The 21,358-nt window shown below is 64.8% G+C and carries 16 protein-coding genes; 13 read left to right on the plus strand and 3 right to left on the minus strand.

Features of this window, described 5'->3' with window-relative positions:
- Positions 1-108 precede the first annotated feature (108 nt).
- The 4 genes from AAFP32_RS03230 to guaD are packed head-to-tail and all read left to right on the plus strand — an operon-like array spanning position 109 to position 6,158.
- Entirely contained in the window at positions 109-1,593 is a 1,485-nt protein-coding gene (locus AAFP32_RS03230; RefSeq protein ID WP_350270623.1) for a xanthine dehydrogenase small subunit, read from the plus strand.
- Positions 1,590-4,004 carry a xanthine dehydrogenase molybdopterin binding subunit gene (gene xdhB, locus AAFP32_RS03235; RefSeq protein ID WP_350270624.1) on the plus strand — a complete coding sequence of 805 codons (2,415 nt, stop codon included), beginning with the start codon at positions 1,590-1,592 and terminating at the stop codon, positions 4,002-4,004. The genes AAFP32_RS03230 and xdhB overlap by 4 nt, the downstream gene beginning before the upstream one ends.
- The gene (gene xdhC / locus AAFP32_RS03240; protein WP_350270625.1) at positions 4,001-4,810 is read left to right on the plus strand and encodes a xanthine dehydrogenase accessory protein XdhC; all 810 of its coding nucleotides are present in this window, start codon (positions 4,001-4,003) and stop codon (positions 4,808-4,810) included. Before xdhB ends, xdhC begins: the two co-directional genes overlap by 4 nt.
- A 40-nt stretch (positions 4,811-4,850) precedes the next feature.
- Positions 4,851-6,158 (plus strand): guanine deaminase, encoded by a 1,308-nt coding sequence (gene guaD / locus AAFP32_RS03245; RefSeq protein WP_350270626.1) that lies wholly within the window; start codon positions 4,851-4,853, stop codon positions 6,156-6,158.
- On the opposite strand, the gene AAFP32_RS03250 is transcribed toward guaD, so the two are convergent.
- Positions 6,127-7,635, minus strand: a complete 1,509-nt coding sequence (locus AAFP32_RS03250) for a nucleobase:cation symporter-2 family protein (RefSeq protein ID WP_350270627.1) — start codon at positions 7,633-7,635, stop codon at positions 6,127-6,129. The two genes, guaD and AAFP32_RS03250, sit on opposite strands and share 32 nt — an antisense overlap.
- 409 nt (positions 7,636-8,044) lie before the next feature.
- On the opposite strand from AAFP32_RS03250, the gene AAFP32_RS03255 reads away from it, so the two are divergent.
- From AAFP32_RS03255 to AAFP32_RS03275, 5 genes are all read left to right on the plus strand, one after another.
- A complete protein-coding gene (locus tag AAFP32_RS03255; RefSeq protein WP_350270628.1) occupies positions 8,045-8,857 on the plus strand; it encodes a hydroxypyruvate isomerase family protein in 813 nt (270 codons plus the stop codon).
- Positions 8,858-8,888: 31 nt separating this feature from the next.
- Positions 8,889-9,776, plus strand: coding sequence for a 2-hydroxy-3-oxopropionate reductase (locus tag AAFP32_RS03260; RefSeq protein ID WP_350270629.1), 888 nt, complete (start codon positions 8,889-8,891; stop codon positions 9,774-9,776).
- 221 nt (positions 9,777-9,997) lie between these two features.
- On the plus strand, positions 9,998-11,782 hold the full coding sequence (gene gcl, locus AAFP32_RS03265) for a glyoxylate carboligase (protein WP_350270630.1): 1,785 nt from the start codon (positions 9,998-10,000) through the stop codon (positions 11,780-11,782).
- Positions 11,783-12,009: 227 nt separating this feature from the next.
- Positions 12,010-13,389: an allantoinase AllB gene (allB, locus tag AAFP32_RS03270; RefSeq protein WP_350270631.1), complete on the plus strand. Its 1,380-nt coding sequence runs from the start codon at positions 12,010-12,012 to the stop codon at positions 13,387-13,389.
- 446 nt (positions 13,390-13,835) lie between these two features.
- Complete coding sequence (locus tag AAFP32_RS03275; RefSeq protein ID WP_350270632.1) at positions 13,836-14,552, plus strand: DUF559 domain-containing protein; 717 nt, start codon at positions 13,836-13,838, stop codon at positions 14,550-14,552.
- A 100-nt stretch (positions 14,553-14,652) separates the two neighbouring features.
- Here the strand turns inward: AAFP32_RS03275 and bcp are convergent, their stop codons facing one another.
- Positions 14,653-15,120: a thioredoxin-dependent thiol peroxidase gene (gene bcp / locus AAFP32_RS03280; RefSeq protein WP_350270633.1), complete on the minus strand. Its 468-nt coding sequence runs from the start codon at positions 15,118-15,120 to the stop codon at positions 14,653-14,655.
- A 43-nt stretch (positions 15,121-15,163) separates the two neighbouring features.
- Positions 15,164-16,348, minus strand: coding sequence for a glycerate kinase (locus tag AAFP32_RS03285; RefSeq protein WP_350270634.1), 1,185 nt, complete (start codon positions 16,346-16,348; stop codon positions 15,164-15,166).
- A gap of 253 nt (positions 16,349-16,601) precedes the next feature.
- Here AAFP32_RS03285 and uraD point away from each other — a divergent pair, with 253 nt between their 5' ends.
- The 4 genes from uraD to aceE all read left to right on the plus strand — a co-directional run bounded on the left by uraD (position 16,602) and on the right by aceE (position 21,309).
- Positions 16,602-17,096: a 2-oxo-4-hydroxy-4-carboxy-5-ureidoimidazoline decarboxylase gene (gene uraD, locus AAFP32_RS03290; RefSeq protein ID WP_350270635.1), complete on the plus strand. Its 495-nt coding sequence runs from the start codon at positions 16,602-16,604 to the stop codon at positions 17,094-17,096.
- A complete protein-coding gene (gene uraH, locus AAFP32_RS03295; RefSeq protein ID WP_101619342.1) occupies positions 17,093-17,416 on the plus strand; it encodes a hydroxyisourate hydrolase in 324 nt (107 codons plus the stop codon). The genes uraD and uraH overlap by 4 nt, the downstream gene beginning before the upstream one ends.
- 188 nt (positions 17,417-17,604) lie before the next feature.
- Positions 17,605-18,489, plus strand: a complete 885-nt coding sequence (gene pucL, locus AAFP32_RS03300; RefSeq protein ID WP_350270636.1) for a factor-independent urate hydroxylase — start codon at positions 17,605-17,607, stop codon at positions 18,487-18,489.
- 66 nt (positions 18,490-18,555) lie between these two features.
- Positions 18,556-21,309, plus strand: coding sequence for a pyruvate dehydrogenase (acetyl-transferring), homodimeric type (gene aceE, locus AAFP32_RS03305; protein ID WP_350270637.1), 2,754 nt, complete (start codon positions 18,556-18,558; stop codon positions 21,307-21,309).
- The last annotated feature ends 49 nt before the right edge of the window (positions 21,310-21,358 follow it).

Here is a 21,358-nt window from a genome sequence, read left to right on the forward strand (position 1 = left end):
ATGTTCTTCGCTGCTGTTCGCATGGATAACCAGAAGTTTCGAAGAACGAAGCAATTGTTCCAACCATGCACTGTGCGCCGCAGAGACGAGGCGCAGGAGGTAAGTGCGATGACTGCCACGGAAACTCAACGTTCCACCGCCCGGATTTCAGTGAACTCAGCCGTTCACGAATTCGACGGGCCACCACACACAAATGCTCTGGACTTCCTCCGCGGAGTCGGACTCACGGCAGCCAAAGAAGGCTGTGCCGAAGGCGAATGCGGGGCCTGCGCCATCATGGTCGCCCGCCCCGAGGACGATGGGACAACCCGTTGGACCTCGATCAACTCCTGCCTGCTGCCGGCCGCGGCACTCGACGGCCAAGAGGTCATCACAGCCGAAGGCCTCGCCGACGGTGAGAGCGTCCACCCCGTCCAGGAGGAGATGGCCGTGCGCGGCGGATCCCAATGCGGATACTGCACCCCCGGCTTCATCTGCTCCATGGCCGCCGAATACTACCGGCCCGAGCGTGGAGACGATGCCGCTGCGACCACCGGCGACAACGCGGCCGACCACCACTGCGGCCCCAACGGCTTCGACATCCACTCCCTGTCAGGCAACCTCTGCCGCTGCACCGGCTACCGCCCCATCCGAGACGCTGCCTACGCCCTCGGCCAGCCCGAACCCGGCGACCCGGTCGCGGCGCGTCGCGAGAAGCCGGCCCCGAACTCGGCGAGCACCGATATCCACCGGGCCGATACCGCCACCGGTGAAATCGGACGGTTCCGTCGTCCTTCCACCCTCGCCGAGGCGCTTCACATCCTGGCCGACGAGCCCGAGGCTCTCGTCGTCGCCGGCGCCACCGATTGGGGCGTCGAGGTCAACATCAAGAGCGCACGCGCGAAATCGATGCTCGCCATCGACCGCCTCCCCGAGCTGCGCGGCATCGCTCGCAGTGCTGAATACATTGAGCTGGGGGCAGCTCACACACTGAGCGAACTCGAACGCGAACTCGCCGGATCGATCCCGCTGCTGGGCAAACTGATCCCTCAGTTCGCCTCCCGACTCATCCGCAACGCCGCTACCATCGGTGGCAACCTCGGCACGGGCTCACCCATCGGCGACGCCCCGCCGGCGCTCCTGGCCTTGGACGCACAGCTCGTGCTCACCTCGGCGCAGGGCTCACGAGTCGTAGAACTCGCCGACTATTTCACCGGCTACCGACAGACCGTACGTGGTGCGGGTGAACTCATCACCGCGATCCGCATCCCGTTGCCACTGGCACCACTGACCTCGTTCCAGAAGATCGCGAAGCGCCGCTTCGACGACATCTCCTCGGTCGCAATCGGCTACGCCGTGACCGTCGACGACGGGATTGTGACCAAGGCCAGACTGGGACTCGGCGGAGTCGCTGCGACCCCGTTGCGCGCCAGGACCACCGAGGCACTGCTCGAGGGAGCACCCTGGACGCTGGAGACCGTGCACGGTGCTGCAGATACCCTCGCCGCCGAGGGCACCCCGATGGATGATCACCGGGCGAGTGCGAAATACCGGACCGCGATGCTGCGGTCCTCGCTTGAGCGTTTCTTTGCCGAACAGGAGGCAGGACGATGAGCCAGCTGTCACAGCGCCCCACCGATCCCATCGTCGGTGAGAGCCACCACCACGAAAGCGCCTTCGGTCACGTCACCGGAGCGGCCCTCTACACCGATGACCTGGTCGGACGCCTCACTGGTGTTCTCCACGCCCACCCCGTGCAGTCCACACAGGCGCACGCGAAGCTGGGCAGCGTCGATATCGCCGGCGCCTACGAGATCCCAGGCGTCGTCCGTGTGATCACGGCCGAAGACATTCCCGGCGTCAACGACCAGGGCGTCAAGCACGACGAGCCGATGCTGCCCGTGGACGAGGTGATGTTCTTCGGCCAGCCCATCGCCTGGGTCCTCGGCAACGACCTCGAAGCGGCGAAGGCCGGAGCGGCAGCTGTCGTCGTTGACTACGAACCGCTGCCCTCTCTGGTCAGCGTGAGGGATGCGATCGAGGCGAAGAGCTTCCACGGCATTCAGCCCGTCATCGACAAGGGCGACGCCGCCGGAGCCTTCGCCGATGCTGCTCACGTGTTCGAAGGCGAATTCGAGTTCGCCGGCCAAGAGCACTTCTACCTCGAGACCCAGGCCTCGCTGGCTCACATCGATGAAAGCGGGCAGATCTTCGTCCAGTGCTCGACCCAGCACCCCACCGAAACGCAGGACATCGTCTCCCACGTCCTCGGGGTTCCCGCCCATGAGGTGACCGTGCAATGCCTGCGCATGGGCGGTGGATTCGGCGGCAAGGAGATGCAGCCACACGGATATGCGGCTCTGGCGGCCCTCGGCGCGAAGCTCACCGGTCGCCCGGTGCGCCTGCGGCTGAACCGCACACTCGACATCACGATGACCGGCAAGCGCCACGGCTTCCATTCGTCCTGGAAGATCGGAATCACCGACGAGGGCAAGATTCTCGCCCTCGACGCGACTCTGACCGCTGACGGTGGGTGGAGCCTCGACCTGTCCGAGCCCGTGCTCACCCGCGCCATGTGTCACATCGACAACGCCTACTGGGTGCCCAACATCCGTGTGGCCGGTCGCATTGCGAAGTGCAACAAGACCTCGCAGACGGCCTTCCGCGGATTCGGCGGACCCCAGGGCATGCTGGTGATGGAGGACATCCTCGGCCGGGTCGCCCCGAAGCTGGGGCTGTCGGCCCGTGAACTGCGCCGTCGTAACTTCTACACCGCCGGACAGGACACCCCGTACTACCAGCCGGTGCGTCATCCCGAGCGGATGGAGGCCGCCTGGGATCAGGTCGTGTCCACCGCCGAGGTGGAGGCCCGGGAATCCGAAATCGACCAGTTCAATGCCCGGAACGAGCACGTCAAACGCGCGATCGCGATCACCCCGGTGAAGTTCGGGATCTCGTTCAACCTCACCGCCTTCAACCAAGGCGGCGCCCTCGTCCTCGTGTACAAGGACGGTTCCGTCCTCGTCACTCATGGTGGCACCGAGATGGGCCAGGGCCTGCACATGAAGATGCTGCAGGTCGCGGCCACCACCCTCGGGGTGCCTCTGTCCACGGTGCGGCTTGCGCCCACGCGCACGGACAAGGTCCCCAACACCTCGGCGACGGCGGCAAGCTCGGGCACCGACCTCAACGGCGGTGCGGTCAAGGACGCCTGCGAACAGATCCGGAGCCGGCTGACACAGGTGGCCGCCGGAATCCTCGGGGCACCCGCCAACGAGGTCAGCGTCCACCGCGGCATCGTCAGTGCGCTGTCATCGAAGAAGACGGTGACCTGGGAAGAGCTCATCAACGCCGCCTACTTCCAGCGGGTCCAGCTCTCGGCCTCCGGGTTCTACCGAACCGAGGGACTGCACTGGGACCTGTCGGTCATGACCGGTGAGCCCTTCAAATACTTCGCCTACGGTGCGGCCGCGTCCGAGGTCGAGGTCAACCGCTTCGACGGATCCTACACACTGCGCCGGGTCGACATCGTCCATGATGTCGGCGATTCGCTCTCGCCGCTGATCGACCTCGGCCAGATCGAGGGCGGATTCGTCCAAGGCGCCGGTTGGCTGACCTTGGAGGACCTGCGGTGGGACGAATCAGACAAGCCCAGCCGAGGTCGCCTGGCGACCCAAGCCGCCAGCACCTACAAGATCCCCAGCTTCTCTGAGGCGCCAGAGGTCTTCAACGTCTCGCTGCTGGACAAGGCACACGAAGAGGGTGCCGTCTACGGCTCCAAGGCCGTGGGCGAACCACCGCTCATGCTCGCATTCTCCGTCCGGGAGGCCCTGCGAGGCGCTGTGGCCGCGTTCGGCTCGGAGACTGCCGGCGAACACGGTCCCTCCGTCGAGCTGGCCTCACCGGCGACGCCCGAAGCCGTGTTCTGGGCCATCGAATCGGTGCGGCTGCCTGCCGCCAGCGATGCTACCGTGTCCGGAGATGCTGCGCAGGGGAGCCCGGAAGGCATCAGTGTCCCATCATGACCTGGATGGACACAGCTGCGAAGCTTCGTTCTTCTCGGGTGCCGGCCGTCCTCGTCACTCTCGCCTCGGTTCGCGGGCACGCCCCGCGTGAGGCCGGAGCGAAGCTGATCGTCACCGCCGATGACCTGCATGGGACCATCGGCGGTGGCAACATGGAGATGACTGCCGTCACCCGTGCCCGCGAGATCCTGGCTGCAGCGTCTGGGCCGGGATCGGAGGCGACTCGACCCGAACCTGAGATGCTCACGCTGCGACTCAACGACAAGGCACCGGTCAAATACGGGCGTCAATGCTGCGGGGGAGAGGTCAGCGTACTGCTCGAACCGCTGCCCGTGCCCGCCTCGGTGGCGATCTTCGGGATCGGCAACATCGGACTTGAACTGACCCGAATCCTGGCTCGCCACGACATCGACATCCACCTCAGCGACTCCCGTCCCGAGCATTTCGAGGAGCTCGAGCGACTGGAACCGCCTGTGGCCCAGGTCCATCGCGAGTTCGCCGTCGTCGGCGAGGAGGTGCTCGTCGGGCTGCCCATGGGCACGCATGTGCTCATCATGACCCACGACCACGCCGAGGATCTCCACCTCTGCGATGCGGCACTGACCCGCGGCGACCTCGGGTCCATCGGGCTCATCGGCTCGAGTGCCAAATGGCAGCGGTTCAGAAAGAACCTCATCGCCGAAGGCCACACACCCGAGACTGTTGACACCATCGACTGCCCCATCGGCCTGCCCGATCTGCCCGGAAAGCAGCCGGCGACGATCGCACTCAGCGTCGCCGCCGACCTGCTGGGCCGCATCGGCTGACAGGCCTTCTGCCACACTTCACCTTCCAAGGAGCACCGCTATGTTCATCTACCGTGCCCGTGTCTTCGACACACCGACCGACCCCTTCGCCGGGGGCACTCTGCGCTCCGGCTCAGACGTCGCCATCGTCGTCGCTGAGGGGCTGATCATCGCCCGCACAGACTACGCGAGTGCGGTTGCTGAGCATCCCGACGCCGAGGTGGTCGACCTGCGTGCCGGCGTACTCATTCCCGGCCTCATCGACACCCACGTCCACTACCCGCAGGTCCGCGCCATCGGCTATCTCGGCAAGCCCCTGCTCGAGTGGCTCGACCACTGTGCCCTGCCAGAAGAGGCGAAACTCGCTGACGAGGCCTATGCCTCAGCCGTGGCCGGCGAGTTCCTCGCCGGACTGACCTCGGCGGGAACCACCTCGGCGATGGTCTTCGGTTCGCATTTCGCAACCGCCATGGACACCTTCTTCTCCCAAGCCGCCGAGGTGGGTCTGCGGATCACATCTGGACTGGTCACCAGCGACAAGATCCTTCCAGAACCGCTGCTGACCAGCGTCGAGCAATCAGTGTCCGAGAGTCAGGGTCTCATCGACCGCTGGCACGGGAACGGCAGACTCAGATTCGCCATCACTCCGCGCTTCTCCTTCTCTGCGGGGGAGGAGCTGCTGGCCGCTGGTGGGCAGCTGCTGGCGGACAATCCGAGGGTCTGGGTGACCTCTCACCTCAACGAGAACCGCGACGAGATCGCCGGTGTCGCCGCGATGTTCCCCGAAGCGCTCGACTACCTCGACACCTACGATCGTGCGGGACTGCTGGGCAGGCGGACGATCCTGGCCCACAACGTCCACCCGAGCGATCGTGAACTGGCCAGAATGGCCGAGGTCGGGGCCGCCTCGGCGCACTGTCCGACCTCGAATTCGAACCTGGCCAGCGGCTTCTTCCCACTGCGCCGACACATCGAGGCCGGGGTCCGCGTCGCGCTCGGTTCGGATGTGGGAGCGGGGACAGGGTTCTCCCTGCTCAAGGAGGGCGTCCAGGCGTACTTCATGCAGCAGCTCGACCCGTCCGGCGGTCTGCCGCTGAGCTCCGCACACCTGCTGCACCTGGCCACCGCCGCCGGTGCCGAGGCACTCGAACTCGGCGATGAGGTGGGCGACCTGTCCGTGGGCAAGCGCTTCGACGCGGCCTACATCTCACCCGCAGCGCACCAGCCCTTGGACGTGGGCATCAGGCACGCCAGCAGCGACGAGGACGTCCTGGCGAAGATCTTCGCCATGGGGACACCGGCAGACATCACCCGCGTGTGGGTCGACGGTCAGCTCGTCAAGGGCGGCGGTGCTCCGACTCCTCGCTGACGACCTGCTTCACGCTGGCGGTGTCGACGATGTCTCCGCAGTCGATCGCGGCCCGGATCTCCTCGGCCTGCTCATCGGGAACGAGTGGGATCTCCTCGCCATCGCAGTCGACGAAGACTCCGCCGATGAACTGATCGCCTTCGCGCAGATCCCTGAGGTTCGAAGGTGTGAGGAAGCGCGCGGGCTTCGCACCGTAGACCGAGGGGTTTCGCGAATTGCCGAAACTCAGCTCGTTGAACAGGAGATTGAGCAGAACCGCCATGATCGCGGCCGAGGAGATTCCCGAGTGGAAGATCGTCTGCACCCAGGACGGGAACTGCTCGTAGAAGTCGGGCTTGACCACGGGGACGAGTGCGAAGGCGAGCGAGGCGGAGACGATGATGAGGTTCATGTTTCCCTCGAACTTCACCTCCTTGAGGTTGCGGATGCCTGATCCCGAAACGGTTCCGAAGAGGATGAACCCGGCGCCGCCGAGGACGGGCATCGGCACAGCCGCGACGACCTGACCGAGTACGGGCATGAGCCCGAGGAGGATGAGGATGACACCGCCCGCGGAGACGACGAAGCGGGAGCGGACTCCGGTCAGCGCCACGAGGCCCACGTTCTGGGCGAAGGCCGACTGGGTGAAGGACCCGAAGAAGGGCGCAATGACCGAGGAGAGCATGTCGGCGCGCAATCCGGCCGCGACCCGCTTCTTGTCGACCGGGGTGCCGACGATCTCGCCGACGGCCAGCACGTCCGCTGCGGTCTCGGTCTTGATGACGAGGATGACGATGAGCATCGAGCCGATCGCTGCAAGGTCGAAGGTCGGCGCGCCGAAGGGCAGCAGTCCCGGGATCGCCACCGGAGCGCCGTCGCCGACGTCGGAGAAGTCCGTCATGCCCATCGCAGCACCGACGGCTGTGCCGATGATGAGGCCGAGCAGGATCGACAGCCGTGAGATCGTGGCCGATCCCACCTTGCTCAGCAGCAGGATGACGGCGAAGGTGATGAAGGCCAGTGTGATGTTCTGCACGGAGCCGTAGTCGGCGGCGGCCTCGTCGCCGCCCATGGCCCAATTGCCCGCAGTCGGAATGAGTGTGAGTCCGATGGCCGTGATGACCACGCCGGTGACCACAGGTGGGAAGAAGCGGATGATCCGGGCGAAGAACGGAGCCACGATGAATCCGATGACGCTGGCGACGATGACCGCGCCGAAGATGTCGCCGAGGTTGCCGCCGCCGGTGAGGATGGAGAGCATCGTCGCGACGCCGGCGAAGGAGACTCCCTGGATCAATGGCAGGCGCGATCCCACGAGGGGGAAGCCGATGCTCTGGATCAGGGTTGCTATCCCGCCGACGAAGAGGCTGGCGGTGACCAGTGCGACAAGCTGATCGCCGTCGACTCCGGCCGCCTTGCCGATGATGAGCGGCACCGCGATGATGCCGCCGTACATGGTGAGGACGTGCTGGAGCCCGTAGGCGAAGAGCTTGGGCACCGGGAGCCACGCGTCCTCGGGTCGCGTGGACCCGGGCGGGAGGGACTACGTCGTCGAATTCTCGGTCATATCTCAGCCCTCCGAAGCAAGCCTCATTACTCTTCCGTATCGTGGATTCGATCTTCCACAAAATGTGATCTCCACTACGTTCGGCCTCTTTTCCGGCAAAGTCAAACCGGCGATTCGGATAGCTGATTCCGGCGTTCGGGGCAAGTCCTCTGTCTGGTCAGCGCTGGCAGGCAGGGTTCGTACGTGCGCTGTGGGCATTAGAGAATTTCGGACTGATCTGCCTCGGTGGGTTGACTCCACCTCAGTTGCCTGCCTATGCTTGATTTCATCAAACGGAAATACATTTCCACAATACGGAAACTTGGTAACCCGCACTCGCAGCGACGCGAAGGAGAATCCCATGGCGACATTCGATTTCACCAATGCCGACAGCTACATCCTCAACTGCTCCACCCTGCTCACCGAACTGCCCGTGATGGAGCGCGCCCAGGCCGCTAGGGACGCCGGTTTCAGCCAGGTCGAGTTCTGGTGGCCCTTCGACGGCAACCCGACCCCCACCTCGGCGGAGGTCGATGAATTCATCGCTTCGCTGGACAGTGCAGGCGTCGAACTCAAGGGACTGAACTTCTCGGCCGGGAACATGGCCGCCGGTGACCGCGGCATGGTCTCGATCAAGGGCGCAGAGGCCGACTTCGCGAAGAACGTCGAGATCGTCGTCGAGATCGGCCGCCGCACAGGCTGCCGCGCCTTCAACGCCCTCTACGGCCTGCGCACCGAGGGCCAGAACCCTGAGGAGCAGGACGAGGTCGCGATCGAGAACCTCAAGTTCGCGGCCGACGCCGTCGCCGCCATCGAGGGGGCCGTGCTCGTCGAACCCGTCTCCGGAGCCGATGACTACCCGCTCAAGCGTGCTTCCGACGCCGCCGAGGTGGTCCAGCGGGTCCGTGCTCAGGGCGTTGCCAACATCGCCGTCCTCGCCGACTTCTTCCACATGTCGATCAACGGCGACGACGTCGCCGCGGTCATCGAGGCCGATGCCGCGAAGTTCGGTCACATCCAGATCGCCGACGCCGCCGGCCGCGGGGCACCCGGCACGGGGGAACTGCCGCTCCAGGACTGGATCAACCGGTCCTACGAGCTCGGCTACACCGGATCCATTGCACTCGAATACAAGCAGGATCGCGCCACCGCATTCGAATGGCTCGCGAACTGAACGCCACACCCACTTCAGATAGGACATGAACATGAGTAAGACAATCGCATTCATCGGACTCGGAATCATGGGGTTGCCGATGGCCAAGAACCTCGTCAACGCAGGCTTCACCGTCCGCGGCTACAACCGTTCACCGGAGAAGGTCGCTGACCTTGCCGCAGCAGGCGGCCAGGCCGCGGGGACCATCGCCGAGGCCGTCGACGGAGCCGATGTCATCATCACCATGGTTCCCGACTCCCCGGACGTCGAGGACGTGCTGACCGGCGACGAGGGCATCCTCGCCCACGCCAAGGCCGGCGCCTACTGGATCGACAACTCCACGATCCGCCCCGACGTTGCGAAGAACCTGTCCGCCCAGGCTGCCCAGAAGGGCCTCAAGCCACTCGACGCACCCGTCTCCGGCGGCGAAGCAGGAGCGATCAACGGTGCGCTGTCGATCATGGTCGGAGGAGACAAGGGCGACTTCGATGCCGTGTCCGATGTCTTCGACGCCGTCGGCAAGACCATCGTCCTCGTCGGCCCTTCGGGCTCGGGGCAGACCGTGAAGGCCGCGAACCAGCTCATCGTCGCCGGCAATATCGAACTCCTCGCCGAGGCGGTCGTCTTCCTCGAGGCCTACGGAGTCGAGACCACCTCGGCGCTGCAGGTCCTCGGTGGCGGACTGGCCGGATCGAAGGTCCTCGACCAGAAGGGGCAGAAGATGCTCGACCGCTCCTTCGACCCCGGCTTCCGCCTGGAGCTGCACCACAAGGACATGGGCATCGTCACCGCCGCCGCCCGCGAGGCAGGGGTCGCGATTCCGCTCGGTTCGGCCGTCGCGCAGCTCGTCGCCTCGACCGTCCAGCAGGGCAACGGAGGACTCGACCACTCGGGTCTGCTCACCGTCGTCGAACAGCTCTCGGGCAAGAACCAGGACTGAGCTGCCGCAGACAGGACTGAGCTGCCGCAGACAGGGCGTGGCCATCGGCATAACGACACTGCCGGCCTCGTTCCACCGCGAACCGAGCCGGCGACAGCGTCGTCGCCGGCTCACTGAACTCGAACCACTCGAACTCGGACCACTTGACTCCGGACCACTTGACTCCGGACCACTTGACTCCGGACCACTCGAATCCGGACCACTGACAAGAAGGAAGAACATTGACACGTATGCGTGCAGTTGACGCGGTGGTGCTCATCCTCGAAAAGGAAGGCGCAACCGAAACATTCGGTCTGCCGGGTGCGGCCATCAACCCGCTGTACGCAGCGATGAGGGCCCACGGCGGAATCCGTCACACGCTGGCCCGCCACGTTGAGGGTGCCTCGCACATGGCAGACGGATACACGCGGGCAGCGGCCGGGAACATCGGCATCTGCCTCGGCACCTCGGGGCCTGCAGGAACCGACATGATCACCGGTCTCTACGCCGCAGCCGCGGACTCGCAGCCCATCCTGTGTATCACCGGACAGGCTCCCGTCGCGGTCCTCGACAAGGAGGACTTCCAAGCCGTGGACATCGCCTCGATCGCGAAGCCCGTGACCAAGATGGCCAAAACGGTGCTCGAAGCAGGGCAGGTCCCCGGCGTCTTCCAGTCGGCCTTCCAGCTCATGCGCTCGGCCCGTCCCGGCCCGGTCCTCATCGACCTGCCGATCGACGTCCAGCAGACCGAGATCGATTTCGACATCGAGACTTACGAACCGTTGGTGCCCGCGAGACCGGAGGCCACCTCGGCGCAGGCGGAGAAGGTCCTCGACCTCATCGCCGCGGCGAAGCACCCGCTCATCATCGCCGGCGGCGGCATCCTCAATGCCGATGCCGCGGACAAGCTCGTCGAATTCGCCGAGGCGACCTCGATTCCGGTCTCACCGACGCTGATGGGCTGGGGTGCGATCCCGGACAACCACCCATTGCAGGCGGGCATGGTCGGCATCCAGACCCATGTGCGCTACGGCAATGCCTCGTTCCTGGAGTCTGACCTGGTCATCGGCATCGGCAACCGCTGGGCCAATCGTCACACCGGAGACCTCGGTGTCTATCGCAGCGGTCGGAAGTTCGTCCACATCGACATCGAACCCACCCAGATCGGTCGCGTGTTCTCACCCGACTACGGTGTCGTCTCCGACGCCGGGGCCGCGCTCGACGCTCTGCTGTCCGCTGCACGCGGGCGGACTATGCCGGACTTCACCGGTTGGGCCGGCGAGTGCACGGCGCGCAAGTCCACCGAGCACCGTAAGACCAACTACACCGATATGCCGATCAAGCCCCAGCGGGTCTACCAGGAGATGAACGCAGCCTTCGACGAGGACGTGACCTATGTGTCGACGATCGGCCTGAGCCAGATCGCCGGTGCGCAGATGCTTCACGTCTACACGCCGCGCCACTGGATCAACGCGGGTCAGGCCGGACCATTGGGCTGGACCGGACCGGCAGCGCTGGGTGTGGCGAAGGCGAAGCCGGAGGAGACGGTTGTCGCCCTCTCCGGTGACTACGACTTCCAATTCATGATCGAGGAGCTGGCCGTCGGGGCACAGCACAAGATCCCGTATCTGCACGTCGTCGTCAACAATTCCTACCTGGGACTCATCCGGCAATCGCAGCGCGGCTTCGACATGGACTATCAGGTGTCGTTGGCCTTCGACAACATCAACTCCCCGGGAGAAGCTGCCAGCTACGGCGTCGACCATGTGGCCGTCGCACAGGGGTTGGGGTGCAAGGCGCTGCGCGTCGAGGACCCCGAACTCATCGGCGAGCGCCTGCGAGTGGCCAAGGAGCTCATGGACGAGCACCAGGTTCCCGTTGTCGTCGAGGTCATCCTCGAACGCGTCACGAACATCTCGATGGGCGCCGCACTGGACAACATCAATGAGTTCGACGTCCTCGCTCAGACTCCGGCCGATGCGCCCACGGCGCTGACTCCGATGGGCGAACTGTCCGCGGCGAAGTAGGCTGCGGGCCGACAGGACCCGGTGTTGAATGAGCTGAATGTCGACGGAGCTCGATGTCGGCCACGTCACAATTGGTATACCATGACCCTGAGGGAGTCGGATGCACGATTCCGACCCCTCGGGGACTTGTTTGACATGCTCGGCGCAGATGCCGAGGACAACTGCCCCGACTGGCATTGCCGGGTGAACTGCCCCGGCCGTCCCGGCGGGGTGAATGAGGAGGATGTATGAACGTCGACGACGCCGGAACACAGGCTGCAGACCAGGGCTTCGGCTTGGTTATCCGGGCACAGCGGGCGGTTCTGTCCGAGGGTGTGAGCGCCGCCGAAATCGGTGTGCGTGAGGGCAAGATCGTCGAGATCGCCACCGGGGGAGCGGTACTGAGCGGGACCGCCTCGGCGAATGCGCAGGTCATCGAGCTCGACGCTTCACAGGTGCTGGTGCCCGGCCTCGTTGATTCGCACGTGCACGTCAACGACCCCGGCCGCAGCGAATGGGAGGGCTTCGCCAGCGCCACCCGGGCCGCGGCCGCCGGCGGCGTGACGACGATCGTCGACATGCCGCTCAACTCCCTGCCGCCGACGGTCAACGTCGAATCACTGGACATCAAGCGCGAAGTCGCGGCGACTAAGGCATTCATCGACGTGGGCTTCTGGGGCGGCGCGATCCCGGGCAACACCGGCGACCTCAAGCCCCTCTTCGACGCCGGGGTCTACGGCTTCAAGTGCTTCCTCGAAGACTCAGGAGTCGACGAATTCCCACCACTGGAGCCCGAGGAGCTGCGCGCCGATCTGGCAGAGCTCGCGAAGTACGACGGTCTGCTCATCGTCCATGCTGAGGACCACTCGGTCATGGCGGAGGCGCCGAAGAACTCGGGTCGCAAGTTCAGTGACTTCCTCGCCTCCCGTCCGCGTGAGGCCGAGAACGTCGCGATCGCCCGCGTCATCGAAGCGGCCCGCGAAACCGGTGCCCGCGCCCACATCCTGCACCTGTCATCGGCAGATGCGCTGCCTCAGATCGCGGAGGCCAAGGCTGAGGGTGTGAAGCTCACGGTCGAGACCTGCCCTCACTACCTTGTGTTCTCCGCTGAGGAGATCCCGGACGGCGCGACGACGCACAAGTGCTGCCCACCGATCCGCGAGGAATCCAACCGCGAAGCCCTGTGGCAGGGGCTCGTCGACGGCACGATCGACTGCATCGTCTCCGACCACTCGCCCTCGACGGCCGAGCTCAAACTTCTCGACACCGGCGACTTCGGTGCGGCCTGGGGCGGAATCTCCTCCCTGCAGCTGGGCCTCTCGCTCGTGTGGACCGAGGCGGCCAAACGCGGAATCGACCTCGCCGAGGTGGTGGCGTGGATGTCATCGGCTCCTGCAGCCGTCGCCGGTGTGGAGGGCAAGGGTGCGATCGCCCTCGGCAACGACGCGGACTTCGCAGTCTTCGCCCCCGAGGAGGAGTGGACGATCGCGGCCACTGAGCTCTATCACCGCAATCAGATCAGCGCTTACGACGCCCGCACCGTCCGCGGCGCTGTCAAGCAGACGATCCTGCGCGGAGCCCCCGTGGACTTCGACGAGCCCCAGGGGCGCCTCCTCCGAGCCCGCTGAATCTCTCAACTACTACCTGACGGCGGCCCAGCAACCTTGCGCGAGGTTGCTGGGCCGCCGTCAGGTAGTAGCAGGCGCCACAGCGAGATAGGCCGCCTATAAGGTTATCCACAATTTGCTGTACTGTATTGTGGTTTGTTAGTGAATGATGCAATTTAGTATATATGCATCTCTATCTGGCGACTGACAAGCTTTACCGGTTGGGTTTCACTAAGGATGAGATTCGTCGAGCGGAGCGGTGCTGTCTCTCGCGGATCGCCCGCGGGCGCTATGTCGCGACTGCGGTCTGTGACGACCCGCGACATCATGCGATTTGGAGCGCGCTGTCGGAAGACGAGCTCAGCGCTCTGACATTGCGCGGGAACATGCAAGATGACATGGATCGGCTGCGATTGCTCATTCGGGCACGGGCAGAGAACGTCAATGCCGCGTCGGGAAGGAATCGCGTGACGAAGGGAAGGGAGGTGTTCTCCCATCTTTCGGCCGCGATGATCCACGGATTGGATCCTGCCTATCCGGCCACGTCTCGTGTCGAGGTGCTGCGACCGAATGTCAGCCGGAAATACCGGTATCTTCACGTTCGGAATAGGGAAGTGCCGACAGGACAGAAGGCTGTGATCGGCATGTACTCCGCGACCTCTCTGGAGAGAACCTTGATCGATGTGGCCAGAGATTACGAGCTCGATCTTGCCGTGCCACTGATCGACGAGGCCATCAGGGGTGGACGCACATCCAGGAACCGCCTCGGCGATCAGCTCGAACTTTGCCCTGAGATTCGCGGCGGCGGCGCAGCTCGGCAAGCCATCGAATTGTCCGACGGTCGGCGGGAGGCTCCATCGGAATCGATCGCCGCCGTCCGCTTCTTCGAGCACGGAATCGGCGGATTCGAGCCCCAGGTCGAGTTCTTCGATGAGAGCGGCCGAGTGCTCGCCCGTGTGGACTTCTGCAACGTCGACGCGAAAGTGATCATCGAAGTCGACGGGATCGAGAAGTACTTCATGGACGACGATGTCCGCGGGAACCTCGCAAAGGAGAAGGCTCGGGAATCAGCTCTGGAAGCGAGAGGGTACAGGGTCATTCGACTGTCGTTCGGACAGTTGTTCCGATCGCAGCCCTTCGCTCATATCCTCAACACTGTCGCCGCCAGGCTCAGACAGCGCTGAATCTCCCCACCAACTACCTGACGGCGGCCCAGCAACCTCGCGCAAGGTTGCTGGGCCGCCGTCAGGTAGTTGGTGGAGGGTGAGGCGTGGCGGGGTGGCTTCAGGCGCCGAGCTTCTCGCGGAGGCGGGCGACGTGGCCCTCGGCATCGACGTTGTATTCGACGTCGGAGAGGGTTCCGTCTTCGGCGATGACGAAGGTGGAACGCAGGGTGCCCTCGAAGGTGTTGCCGCCCACCGTCTTCTCTCCGAACGACCCGTAGGTCTTCGCGAGTTCCGCACCCGGATCCGAGAGCAGTGGGAAGGTCAGATGCTGGTCGTCTGTGAACGCCTGCAGTGCCTCGGCGTCATCGGGGGAGACCCCGAGCACCTGGAAGCCGGCACTGGACAGGGATGAGAGGTTGTCGCGGAAGTCGCAGGCCTCGGTCGTGCAGCCGGGTGTCGCGGCCTTGGGGTAGAAGTAGAGGATGACCTTCTGTCCGGCGAAGTCCGCCTTCGAGTGGGTCTTTCCATTGGCGTCGGTGAGGGAGAAGTCGGGTGCGTTCTGTCCGACTTCGAGTTGTGTCGCCATGATGATGCGTCCTTTCGTAGGTGACTGCTTGTGCTGCTGGTGGTCAGTTCTGTTGCGCGCCCGCGGCACCCGCGCCCGACAGGCCTGCGCCCACGAGCGCGCACGCGTGAGCTGCCGTGGCTTCGATGAGCTCTTCGGCGCGGTCGGAGAGCTCGGCGAGCTCGGCCGGGCCGGGTGCGATCGACAGCGCGGCGGTGATCCCTGCCTCGCGGCATTCGGCGGGACTGAGTGCGACGCGTCCGGCCACGACGATGATCTTCGCCGAGGCGGGGGCATGGTCCCGGACGGCCGCGACGACCTTCCCGCCCAGGGACTGGGAGTCGAAGGACCCCTCGCCGGTGAGCACGATATCGGCCTTCGACAGGGCTTCGGTCAGGCCCACCGCCTCGGCGACCATGGTCGATCCGGGCACGACCTCGGCGCCCAGCAGGGCAGTCAGCGTCAGGGGAATGCCGCCGGCGGCGCCGAAGCCAGGCCTCGCGGCCAGGGGCGAGGCCTCGGCCGGGGAGCCGGCGAGCACCTCGGCGAGGTGGGCCAGGCCGGAATCGAGGACAGACACCGAGGAGGGATCGGCGCCCTTCTGCGGGCCGAAGACTGCGGCGGCACCGCGGGGGCCGGTGAGCGGATTGTCGACGTCGACGGCGATGCGCCAGCGGACGTCGAGCGCGCGGGGGTCGAGCCCCGAGGAATCGACCGAGACCAGGGCTGACAGGCCGCCGCCGCCGGGGGCGATGGGCTCCCCGGAGGAATCGCTGAACGTCGCGCCCAGAGCGGAGACGACGCCGACCCCGCCGTCGGTGCTCGCCGATCCGCCGATGCACAGCAGGATCTCGTCGACTCCCTGTGCCAGGACATGGCTGGCGATGAGCCCGACGCCATAGGTGTCGGCGCGCTCGGGCTGCAGCTCAACGTCGGAGACCTGGGGGAGGCCATTGGCCTGTGCCGCCTCGATGACTGCGGTCTTTCCGTCGGCGGAGATGCCGAACAGGGCGGTCGCGGGTCGCCCCAGGGCATCGACCACGTCGACCGAGCGGGCCGGCGTCCCCCACACTGCGAGCAGGGCGTCGAGGGTGCCCTCACCGCCGTCGGCGAAGGGCAGATCGGTGATCTGCGAGTCGGGGAACACTTGGCGGGCACCGCGCGCCAGGGCGGCTGCGGCGGCGGGAGCACCGGCCGAGCCCTTGAAGGAATCGGGGGCACAGACGATCGTTGGTCTTTCCCTGCTCATGACGTCATTCAACCTCATTGTCGTGATATCGGCGGAGAGCGCTCAGCAGTCGGACGAGCCGATTCCACCATTCGCACAATCATTATCCACTCTGCGGAAGAAGTTTTCCAAATTGGTGCCCCGGGTGATCGTTTGGGATTTGACATCGAAGGCACCTCGGGCCACACTCGAACCAGTTAAATGGAAATATACTTCCGAGATGTGAAACACGTTCTGAGACGGGCCAGCATCTCGATTTCTTCAGGAGGTCAGTGTGGACCTGAGTGAGTTCAATCAGCTCCCTGCCGATGACGCCCGAACGGCGTTGCGTCCATGTCTGGACGTCGACCGGTGGATCGATGGTGTCGTGGCCGCCCGGCCCTACTCCGACAGGGCCGCGGCCCAGGACTCGGCTCGCACAAGCGCGAACCCATTGAGCCCAGATGAGATCGCCCGTGCGATGTCTCACCATCCCCGGATCGGTGAGAAGGCCAAGGGGGCCTCCGCCGAGGCGGCCCATTCCTCGCGTGAGCAGGCTGGCCTGGGCTCCCTTGAGGCGGATGTTCAGGACCGCCTCGCCGCAGGTAACGCCGCCTACGAAGAGCGTTTCGACCGTGTCTTCCTCATCCGCGCCGCTGGACGCAGCCCCGAGGAGATCCTCGCTGAGCTTCAGCGCCGCATGTCCAACACCGACACCCAGGAGCTCGCCGAGGTCGGCGAGCAGCTGATCCAGATCGCCGCACTCAGACTCGAAGGAATACTTGCATGAGCTTCATCTCCGCACACGCACTCGACTCCACGCTCGGCACTCCTGCCGCTGACCTCGAGGTCACGCTGTACTCCGGTGCTGAGGTGATCGCGAACGCCCGCACGGACGGCAACGGTCGTGTCTCGGAATTCGGACCGGACCACCTCGGCGCCGGAGACTATCGGATCGTATTCGGTACCGGTGCCTACTTCGAGACCCAGGGGCAGGATCACTTCCATCCTCAGGTGACGATCGACTTCACGGTCAAGGCCGGTGAAGGCCACTATCACATACCATTGCTGCTGAGCCCGTTCGCCTACAGCACATACCGGGGAAGCTGAGCGGGCGGCACCACCCACACGACACCAGGGGAAGCAGGCCCCCTTACAGGATCATGATCCTCAACAAACCGCCGAAGTTGGCAGGACGAGTCGTCCGGCAACCTCGCAAATCAATTGGTCACAGCGGCCAAGGCAGACTCGGTGACGAGCGCGCCGGGGTCGCTGGTTTCAGCAACAGGAGCAAGAAGATGAGCAAGGTACGACTGACAACGAACCAGTATGGCAAGGCGGAGAACCGGTTGATGAGGGTCTACCGTGACACCGATCGTCACGAGATCCGCGACCTCAACGTGACCTCGGAGTTGCAGGGCGATTTCGAAACTGCTCACACCGAGGGCAACAACGAGCACGTCGTGGCCACCGACACCCAGAAGAACACGGTCTTCGCGAAGGCCAAGGAACTCGGCGTGACCTCGCCCGAGCAGTTCATCATGGGCCTCGCAGACCACTTCACCTCCAGCTTCGACTGGGTCACCGGCGGACGCTGGGCGGCCGAGGAATACGGTTGGAGCCGCATCAACGACCACGACCACTCCTTCTACAAGTCAGCGCCTGAGACCCGCACCGCGGTCTTCACCCGCGACGGTGACAAAGACACCCTGATCTCGGGCTTCTACGGGCTCACCGTACTCAAGACCACCGAGTCGGGCTTCGTCGGCTACCCGAAGGACAAGTACACGACCCTGCCGGAGACCGACGACCGCATCCTCGCCACGGACATCGCGACCCGCTGGATCTACAACACCTCGGACCTCGACTTCGAGGGCGTGTACAGACAAGTGAAGGAGATCATCCTCGACTCGTTCACCGATCACTACTCGCATGCCCTGCAGCACACCCTGTACCAGATGGGTGAGAAGGTCATCGACGCGGTGCCGGAGATCGACGAGATCCGTTTCTCCTGCCCCAACAAGCACCATTTCCTCTACGACATCGAGCGCTTCGGCTTGGAGAACCCGAACGAAGTGCTCATTGTCGCTGATCGTCCCTACGGGCTGATCGAAGCGACCTTCACCCGTGATGGTGTGGAGGAGAACAAGGACGCCTGGGCGCAGATCGCCGGCTTCTGCTGATAATTTCCATAGTCGGGTCCACGGGAACACCTTCCCGTGGACCCGACGTGTTTGAGAGGGAGAACTATGACCCAGGACACAACTTCGGCGATCCCGAGGGGATCCGGTGACGAAGAGGTAGACGAGTGGCTCGAATCCTGGGAGGGACTCGTCAGCCAGCGCGGAACCCTGCGCGCCAGCGAGATTATGGAGGCACTGCGCCGACGCGCTGCATCGAACTCCGTGGCCCAGCCCAAGGTCACGACCACGGACTACGTCAACACGATCCCGGCCGATCAGGAGCCTGCCTACCCCGGTGATGAGCGCCTGGAGCGCAAATACCGCAAATGGCTGCGCTGGAACGCCGCGATGCTCGTCCACCGAGCCCAGCGTCCCGAGATCTCGGTCGGCGGGCACATCTCGACCTACGCGGGTGCCGCGACCCTCTATGAGATCGGGTTCAACAACTTCTTCCGCGGCCAGGACCATCCCGGCGGCGGCGACCAGGTCTTCTTCCAGGGTCACGCCTCACCCGGCATGTACGCCAGGGCCTTTCTCGAGAACCGTCTGAACGAAAAACAGCTCGACGGTTTCAGGCAGGAAGCCTCGAAGGCCCCCAATGGGCTGAGCTCCTACCCGCACCCTCGTCTGATGCCCGATTTCTGGCAGTTCCCGACCGTGTCGATGGGCCTGGGCCCGATCAACTCGATCTACCAGGCGCAGATGAACCGCTACCTGCACAACCGCGGCATCAAGGACACCTCCGATCAGCGCGTCTGGGCCTTCCTCGGCGACGGTGAGATGGACGAGCCGGAATCACGCGGTGCACTCCAGCTGGCCGCGAACGAAGGCCTCGACAACCTCACCTACGTCATCAACTGCAATCTGCAGCGACTGGATGGGCCTGTCCGCGGCAATGGCAAGATCGTTCAGGAGCTCGAGGCCGTCTTCACCGGCGCGGGCTGGAATGTCATCAAGGTCCTGTGGGGCCGCGAATGGGACTCCCTGCTCGACGCCGACCACAGCGGCGAGCTGGTCCGGATCATGAACGAGACTCTCGACGGTGATTACCAGACCTTCAAGGCCGAGTCCGGCGGATTCATCCGTGACAACTTCTTCGGCCGCTCACCGGTGACCAAGGGCCTCGTCGAGCACCTGTCCGATGACGACATCTGGAACCTCAAGCGCGGCGGCCACGACTATCACAAGGTCTTCGCCGCCTATGAGCAGGCCGTGAACACGAACGGCAAACCGACCGTGGTCCTCGTCCAGACGGTCAAGGGCTACGGCCTCGGCACGACCTTCGAGTCGCGCAATGCCACGCACCAGATGAAGAAGTTCACGGCCGCCGACGTCAAGGCCTTCCGCGACCGGATGGACATCCCGATCACCGACAAGGTCATCGACGAGGATCCCTACGCCGTGCCCTACTACCACCCGGGCGACGACGCTGAAGAAGTCCAGTACATGCTTGAGAAGCGGTCCAAGCTGGGTGGATTCCTGCCTAATCGCAAGCCCGAGAACAGCAAGAAGACCCTGCCTGCCGCCAGCGACAAGGCCTTCGCGCAGACCAAGAAGGGTTCGGGCCACCAGCAGGCTGCGACCACGATGGCCTTCGTGCGTCTGCTCAAGGACCTCATGCGCGAGAAGGGCCTCGGCAACCGGATCGTGCCCATCATCCCCGATGAGGCACGGACATTCGGCATCGACGCGTTCTTCCCGACCGCGAAGATCTACAACCCGAATGGGCAGAACTACCTGGCGGTCGACCGCGAGCTGTTCCTCTCATACAAGGAGGCGACCAACGGGCAGCTGCTCCACGTCGGCATCAACGAAGCAGGCGCGGCTGCGGGATTCACCGCGGCAGGAACTGCGTATTCGACGCATGGCGAGCCGATGATCCCGATCTACGTGTTCTACTCGATGTTCGGGTTCCAGCGCACCGGCGACGCCTTCTGGGCGGCCGGAGATCAGATGACGCGAGGGTTCATCATCGGCGCCACGGCTGGCCGCACGACGTTGACCGGTGAGGGCCTGCAGCACGCTGACGGACACTCGCCGGTGCTGGCCGCGACCAACCCTGCTGTGCGGATCTACGACCCGGCCTACGGCTACGAGATCGGCCACATCATGCGCGACGGACTGCACCGCATGTACGGCGAGCACGATCTCGGTGACGACGCCCGCAACGTCATGTACTACCTGACCGTGTACAACGAGCCGATGCTCCAGCCGGCCGAACCCGAGAATGTCGACGTCGACGGGATCCTGCGCGGAATCCATCGTGTCGCGGAAGCCGGCACCGGCGCCGAGGCGGGGGCGGGCGATCGTCCGCAGGCTCAGCTGCTCGCGTCCGGAGTCGGCGTCCCGTGGGCGCTCGAGGCCCGTGGTCTGCTGGCACAGGACTGGGGTGTGGATGCGGCCGTCTGGTCGGTGACCTCATGGGCCGAACTGCGCCGCGATGCCCTGAAGTGCGAAGCCGAGAAGCTCGAGAACTTCGAAGCCGAGCCGCGCGTGCCCTATGTGCGGCAGCGTCTGGGCGCCGAGGCTGGGCCGATCGTGGCCACGAGTGATTTCGACTCCACACAGCCGGACCTCATCCGGCCGTTCCTCAGTCAGGACTTCGCGACCCTGGGGGCCGACGGATTCGGATTCTCCGACACACGCGCCGCTGCCAGGCGTCATTTCAAGATCGATGCGCACTCGATGGTGGTGCGCACCCTGCAGTTGCTGGCCGACCGTGGGGAGATTGCGCGCTCGGTGCCGGTCGAGGCCGCGAAGAAGTACCGCCTGGGCGACGTCAACGCAGGAACCTCAGGCACCGCCGGCGGCGATTCCTGAGGCTGCCTGACTCGACAAACGGGTGGCGTGTCGAGAATCGTAGGTGAAA

Source organism: Brevibacterium sp. CBA3109 (assembly GCF_040256645.1).
In the GTDB taxonomy this organism is placed as follows: Bacteria; Actinomycetota; Actinomycetes; order Actinomycetales; family Brevibacteriaceae; genus Brevibacterium; species Brevibacterium koreense.